Here is a 6,882-nt window from a genome sequence, read left to right as displayed (position 1 = left end):
GAGGAGCCCCGGCCGGCGCCGGCCCCGCAGCCCGAGCCGACCGCTCCGGTCCAGCTGCCGAACGATCGCCAGGACCTGATCCACAAGGCCGCCGACGCCGGCAAGCAGGCCGCGCAGCAGTTCGGTGTGGGCGAGCAGTTCCAGCAGATCCTCGACCAGAACAGCGGTCTGATCGACTCGCTGGGCCGCTGAGCCCGAGCGCGGTAGTTCCGCGCACGCTTCTCATGCATTCGGCGCCGCCATCCGTGCGATGGCGGCGCCGAATGCCGTTTGCGGGGCAGGCCCGTCGTCGAGGCCGCCCGGCCAGGCTCGTTGCGGCCGCCGGGTGAGTGTCGTTGCGGCGCGAGGCCACGGGCGTTGCTGCCGCGGGGCCACGGGCGTTGCTGCCGCGGGGCCGGGGCCGACCGCCGACGTCGCGCACGGCGCAGAACGCGAACGGCGCCCCGGGTGATCCCGAGGCGCCGCTGTCGATCACCGGCCGCCGTTAACCGCCGGCCTTGTTGTAATCGTCGATGGCCTTCTGGAGCCCTTCCAGCGCCTTGCCCAGCTGGCCGAGATCACCCGACTTCTGGGCGTCCTCGACCCCCTTCAGGGCGTCGTTGAGCTCCTTGACCGCCGCGTCCTTCCCGGCCGACCCGGTGGTCGGCGGCGGCGCTGTCGTGGACGGCGGTGGCGTGTTCTGATTCGACGGCGGTGGTGAGGTACTGCCCTGCTGGCCGGGCGGGTTGATCGCCGCCTGCCCCGGCTGCTGAGTGGTCGCGGCGCCCAGCCCGTCCTGGACGTCGTTGAGCGCATCCCCCAGCGTGGACTGGTAGCCGACCTTGTCCCCATAGGAGGCGAGCACCTTCACCAGCTGTGGGAAGGACGCCGTGGTCGGTCCACTGTTGCGTTCCAGATACCACGGTTCGACGTAGAGGATGCCGCCCTCGCCGATCGGCAGCGTGAGCAGGTTGCCGTATTTGATCTTGTTGGTGTTACCACCGGTCAGCAATGTCCGATCGTTCGAGACGCGGGCATCGGTGGTCATCGACGTCTGGACCTGTTGCGGACCCGGCGTCTGCGAATCCGTCGGCAACTTGAGCACCGTGAACTTGCCGTAGTTCTCCGGATCGGAGGCGACCTGGATGTACGCCGCGAGGAACTGGCGTTTGAAGCCGACCATCGCACTGGTCAGGTTGAACTGCGGCCGACCGGTTTTCGGATCACCGATCAGCACGTAGTACGGCGGCTGATGGGCGTTGGTCGGGGTGTCGGAGGTCGGATCGTTGGGCACCGACCAGAACGCGTTGTTGGTGAAGAACTCGCGCGGATCGTTGACGTGGTAGCGCGCCAGCATCTCGCGCTGCACCTTGAACAGGTCCTCCGGATACCGGAAGTGGGCACGCAGCTCCGGCGAGATCTCGCTCTGCGGCTTCACCGAGTTCGGGAACACCCCCCGCCACGCGTTCAGCACCGGATCGGTGGGATCCACGTCGTAGAGGTTGACCGTGCCGTCGTAGGCGTCGACCGTGGCCTTGACGGAGTTGCGGATGTAGCTGACTTCCTTGCGGGGCAGCGTGCGACCGGTGTTCTGATCGATGCTGTCCTCGGTGACTCCCTCCAGCGAGGTCCGCTGCGCGTACGGGAAGTTGTCGAGTGTGGTGTAGGCGTCGACGATCCAGAGGATGCGTCCGTTCACCACGGCTGGGTACATATCGCCGTCGGTGGTCAGCCACGGCGCCACCTGCTGTACGCGGCTGCGCGGATCGCGGTTGTAGATGATCTTCGAATCCGAGCCGATGGCGCCGGAGAACAGGATGTTGCGTTCGGCGTACTTGGCGGCGAAGGCGAGCCGGTTGAACCAGTTGCCGATCGGGACACCGCCCTTGCCGGTGTAGGTGTACTGCTCGGTGCCGGTGTCGTATTCGCGCGGCGGCTGGTTGTTCCCGCCAACGATCGCGTAGTCGGCATCCGATTTCGAGATCATCTCGCCGTAGTAGATGCGCGGCTGATCGACCGGGATGGCCTGCCTGTCCTTCGGCGTGAACAGATCGCTGACCGTCGACTTGTCGCCGACGTTGAAGACCGGATATCCGTATCCACCGCTGGAGCTGCTGGTGCCGGCGCCGGTGGCGGCCTGCTGCGTCTCCTTGGGCGGGGCCACGTTCACCCGGTTGGCCGGCGAGGCGACGAAGCCGTCACCGTGGGTGTAGACGGTGTGCTTGTTGATCCAGTCGGTCTGGTTACCCGACAGGTTCTGCGGCACCAGTTCGCGAGCCGCGACGATGTAGTCCTGCTTCTCGCCGTTGATGGTGTAGCGGTCGATGTCCAGCGGGTCCGGGAAGCCGTAGAAGTTCTGCAGCTGCTGGCGCTGGATGAAGGTCTGGGTCAGCAGATTCGGATCCAGCAGCCGGATGTTGCCGATGGTCTGCTGATCGGCCGGAATCGAACCCGGATCCTTCGTCTGCGAACCCTTGTAGTCGACGTAGGAGACCTTGTCGTCGGTGAGCCCGTAGGCCTGCCGCGTCGCCGTGATGTTGCGTTCGATGTACGTCGCCTCCTTGGTGGCGGCGTTCGGGCGTACCTCGAACTGCTCGACCACCAGCGGCCACACCGCGCCGACCAGGATCGACGACAGCAACAGCAGGGCGGCCGCCATCGCGGGCACGCGCAGATCGCGCAGCACCACGCCGGCGAAGAACGCGACGGCGCAGATGATCGCGATCGACATCAGAATCAGCTTGGCCGGCAGGACGGCGTTGATGTCGGTGTAGGAACCGCCGGTGAAGGTGGGTTCCTTGCGGGTGCTCGACAGCAGCGAATACCGGTCGAACCAGTAGGCGACCGCCTTCAGCACCACGAACGTGCCCGCGATCAGCGCCAGCTGGATGCGCGCCGGGCGGGTCAATGTGCCCTCACGCCCGGACAGCCGCAGCCCGCCGAAGATGTAGTGGGTGACGAGGTTGGCGAAGAACGCGATCACCACCGCCACGAACAGCCAGTTCAGCAGCAGCTTGTAGAACGGCAGATCGAAGGCGTAGAAACCGACGTCGATGTTGAACTGCGGATCCTTGATCCCGAACGAGCCGCCGTGCAGGAACAACTGCACCGTGACCCAGCTCGACTGTGCGACCAGCCCCGACAGCAGGCCGACCAGGACCGGGATGCCGATGCCGAACAGCCGCAACCGGCCCATCACGGTGGTGCGGTAGCGGGCGATGGGATCGCTGGGACCGGACACCGGGACGAAGACCGGGCGCGTTCGATAGGCGGCCAGCAGCGCCAGCCAGACCAGTGCCCCGACCACGATCGCGACGATGAGGAACAACAGGAGCCGGGTGACGAGCACCGTGGTGAACACCTGGCGGAAGCCGACCTCGCCGAACCACAACCAGTTGGTGTACGCGTCGGTCAACCGCGGGCCGACCAGCAGCAACGCCGCGATCACGAGCGCGGTGATCAGCAATATCCGGCTGCGGCGAGACAGCGAAGGTAAGCCTGTCGGGGGGCGCATGCCCACGATGCCACTCTCCCAGGTCCGGCGGCGTACCGAAGCGATTGTCGGCCGATACACCGCAGTCCGATGATGCGTATGGTCCCTGCGGACCGTCTCTCGCGCCCCACTCTACGTAAAACGGGTCGGCTTGGATCGGGATGGCTCCGGTATGCCGTGGCGGGGACGCGGGCGCTCGCGCTGGACGTACAGTGTCGGCCGTGACTGTGGACAATCCCTCCTCCGCCCTGTACCGCTGCATCCGGGACGTGGCCGAGTTCGCCGACACCGAGGGCTGGGATCAGCCGCCGCAGTTGTTCGCGCTGGTGCCGACCGCCGACCTGGTGGCCGCCGAGCCGACGCTCGAGGATCAGCTCGACGACGGGGCCGCCTTGACTCCCATCGCCCAGGAACCGCTTCCGGACGATCTGAGCGGCGATTCGATGGCGCTCGACGAATTCCTCGCCACCACCAGCTGGCCGCCCGCCGTCGAGGGTGTGGTGCTGGTGCAGCAGATCGTGGTGCTGCCGCCGACCGCCGAACGCACGCTCGACGAGGCCATCGCACCGCTGCTGGCCGACCGCGACGCCGCCGACGCCGCCGGCCGCGACGCCGCGCAGACACATCCCGAACGGCGCGACGCCCGGCTGTACGCGGGCGTGCTGCGCGACGGAGTCTCGTTGTGCCTGTTGCAATTACGCCCCGAGGAGGACGAGGCCTTCCCCGAGCTGGATCTGCGCACCGCGCCGAACCTGGCCCCCAACCTGGTCGACGCGCTGCGCCACACGCTCGAGAACGAGCCGGATTAACCGCAGCTGGGCGCGGGGCGTCCGGCGTTGATGTCGTCCAGCGACTGCACCGCGGCGGTCAACGTGTCGACCTTCACGAGCTTCAGGCCCTCCGGGGTGCGCTGGCGGGCCTCGTTGCAGTTGTCGGCGGGGACCAGGAAGGTCTCCGCGCCGGCGTCGCGGGCCGCGATCATCTTGTACTGGATACCGCCGATCGGGCCGACCTTGCCCTGCGGATCGATGGTCCCGGTGCCGGCGACGAAGCGTCCGCCGTTGAGTTCACCGGGGCTGAGCTTGTCGACCAGGGCCAGGCTGAACATCAGGCCGGCCGAGGGGCCGCCGATATCGGCGAGGTTGAAATCGACCTGCAGCGGACCGGCCGGAACCTGCTGCGGAGTGACGCCGAGGTAGGCCTTGTTCGAATCGTCCGGGCGCGCACCGAGTTTCACCTCGACCGTCTGTTCGGCGCCGCCGCGGCGGATCACCATCGGGATCGTCGTACCGGGGGCAGCGCCCTGCACCGCGTCGATCACGTCCTTGGAGGTCGCGATCGGTTTCCCGTTCACGCTCACCAGTTCGTCGCCCTTCTGCAGCACCGCCTTGGCCGGGCCGTCGTCGGCCACCACGCGCACCTGAACCTTGGTCGGATACTTCAGGAAGTTCAGCGCCGCCAGTTCGGCGTTGTCCTCGGACTCCTTGAAATCGGCCTGGTTGGACTTGTCCACCTGATCGCGCGGAACGCCCGGCGGATAGACCTCCGCGCGCGGCACCAGCCCGTAGCGGCCGTCCACCCACAAGCCCATCGCCTCGAATATATTCAGCCCGTCGCGAACGGACACCGTCGTCATGTTCAGGTGTCCCGAGGTCGGATCCACCGCGGCGCCCTGCACCGAGACGACCTGCTTGCCCTCCACCTCGCCGAGGGTATTGAAGGTGGGACCAGGGCCGAGAGCGACGAACGGCACCGTCACCGCACTGCCCACCACACCGAGGACGAGCACGGGCACCAGAGCCGCTATCAAGGTGATGATCCGACGATTCACCCGGCCCACAGTAGCGGCTCCACGATCACCATCCGCGTAGCCTTGGGGGCATGAGCGACGTGCCCTTCGGATTCTCGAACCGCGACGACGATCCCGACCGCGACAAGCGTGACGATCAGGCCGGTTCCGGAGCGAACAACCCCTTCGCCTTCGGCATGGGGTCTTCGGGCGCGGCCGGATTCGATCCCGCGGCCTTCGGGCAGATGCTCACCTCGCTCGGGCAGATGTTCTCCACCATGAGCCAGCCGGGCGGCCAGGCGAGTCCGGTCAACTACGACGTCGCCAAGCGGCTGGCTCGCCAGCAACTCGGTTCGACGGTCGCGCCGGTCACCGACGGGGCGCAGCGCGCCGTCAGCGATGCCGCGCATCTGGCCGAACTGTGGCTGGACGCGGCGACCACACTGCCCGCCGGCGCCACCAAGACGGTCGCGTGGACACCCAACGACTGGATCGAGCAAACCCTGCCGACCTGGAAGCGGCTCTGCGATCCGGTCGCCGAGCAGGTCTCGGGTATGTGGAGTTCGACACTGCCGGAGGAGGCCAAGCAGTTCGCCGGGCCGATGCTCGGCATGCTCGGGCAGATGGGCGGTCTGGCCTTCGGCTCACAGCTGGGTCAGGCGCTGGGGCAGCTCGCCCAGGAGGTGCTGACCTCCACCGATATCGGGCTGCCGCTGGGTCCGGCCGGAACCGCGGCACTGTTGCCCAGCGCGATCAGCGAATTCAGTAAGGGCCTGGAGCGTCCCGAAAGCGAGATCCTGGTCTATCTGGCCGCCCGCGAGGCCGCTCACCAGCGGCTGTTCGCCCATGTGCCGTGGCTGCGGCAGCAGGTGCTGGGCGCGGTCGAGGATTACGCACGGGGCATCCGCATGGACTTCTCCGCGATCGAGGAGGCCGCGCAGAACATCGATCCGATGTCGCTGACCGATCCGTCGAAACTCGAGGAACTGCTCTCGCAGGGCACCTTCGAACCGCAGACCACTCCGGAGCAGAAGGCCGCGCTGGAGCGGCTGGAAACGCTGCTGGCACTGATCGAGGGCTGGGTTCAGGTCGTGGTGGCCGAGGCGGTCGGCGACCGGCTGCCCGGTGCGGGTGCGCTGGCCGAGACGCTGCGCCGCCGCCGCGCCACCGGCGGTCCGGCCGAGCAGACTTTCGCCACGCTGGTCGGCTTGGAGTTGCGTCCGCGCAAGCTGCGGGAGGCGGCCACGCTGTGGCAGCGGCTGACCACCGACGCGGGGATGTCGGCGCGCGACGCGGTGTGGGCGCATCCGGATCTGCTGCCCAGCTCCGAGGATCTCGACAAGCCGAGCGGCTTCATCGACGGTGTGATCGGCGGCGGCGCCAACGTTTTCGACGATCCGCTGGCGCAGCTGGCCGAGACCGAGGCCCGCGAACGCCGCGAAGGCGCTGCGGCACAACAGGAGCGGCCGAACGAGGCAGGCGACAAGAACGCAGCAGGCGACAAGAACTCGGAAGGCACTGCCGCCCAGGATGATTCCGGTTCGGGTACGAATCCGTCGGACGCCGACGAGCGCGGCGAGAACGAGGATCGCTGACCGGCGGCGTCACCGAGGCCGGTCGG

The 6,882-nt window shown here is 67.6% G+C and carries 4 protein-coding genes and 1 pseudogene; 3 read left to right on the top strand and 2 right to left on the bottom strand.

The window, feature by feature from the left end:
- Positions 1-192, top strand: a pseudogene (locus NE2_RS36470) (transglycosylase family protein); the annotation flags it as partial.
- A 292-nt stretch (positions 193-484) separates the two neighbouring features.
- Here NE2_RS36470 and NE2_RS31790 read toward each other — a convergent pair.
- On the bottom strand, positions 485-3,499 hold the full coding sequence (locus tag NE2_RS31790) for a UPF0182 family protein (protein WP_084494473.1): 3,015 nt from the start codon (positions 3,497-3,499) through the stop codon (positions 485-487).
- A gap of 134 nt (positions 3,500-3,633) precedes the next feature.
- Here NE2_RS31790 and NE2_RS31785 point away from each other — a divergent pair, with 134 nt between their 5' ends.
- Entirely contained in the window at positions 3,634-4,281 is a 648-nt protein-coding gene (locus NE2_RS31785; protein WP_228795381.1) for a PPA1309 family protein, read from the top strand.
- Here the strand turns inward: NE2_RS31785 and NE2_RS31780 are convergent.
- A complete protein-coding gene (locus NE2_RS31780; protein WP_181064747.1) occupies positions 4,278-5,303 on the bottom strand; it encodes a YlbL family protein in 1,026 nt (341 codons plus the stop codon). The two genes, NE2_RS31785 and NE2_RS31780, sit on opposite strands and share 4 nt — an antisense overlap.
- A 50-nt stretch (positions 5,304-5,353) precedes the next feature.
- Between NE2_RS31780 and NE2_RS31775 the strand changes: the two genes are divergently transcribed.
- Positions 5,354-6,856, top strand: coding sequence for a zinc-dependent metalloprotease (locus NE2_RS31775; protein ID WP_084494471.1), 1,503 nt, complete (start codon positions 5,354-5,356; stop codon positions 6,854-6,856).
- Positions 6,857-6,882 lie beyond the last annotated feature (26 nt).

It is taken from the genome of Nocardia elegans NBRC 108235 (assembly GCF_001612845.1).
In the GTDB taxonomy this organism is placed as follows: domain Bacteria; phylum Actinomycetota; class Actinomycetes; order Mycobacteriales; family Mycobacteriaceae; genus Nocardia; species Nocardia nova.
Note: the sequence above shows the minus strand (reverse complement) of the source record. Positions and strands in the feature narration are given on the sequence as shown.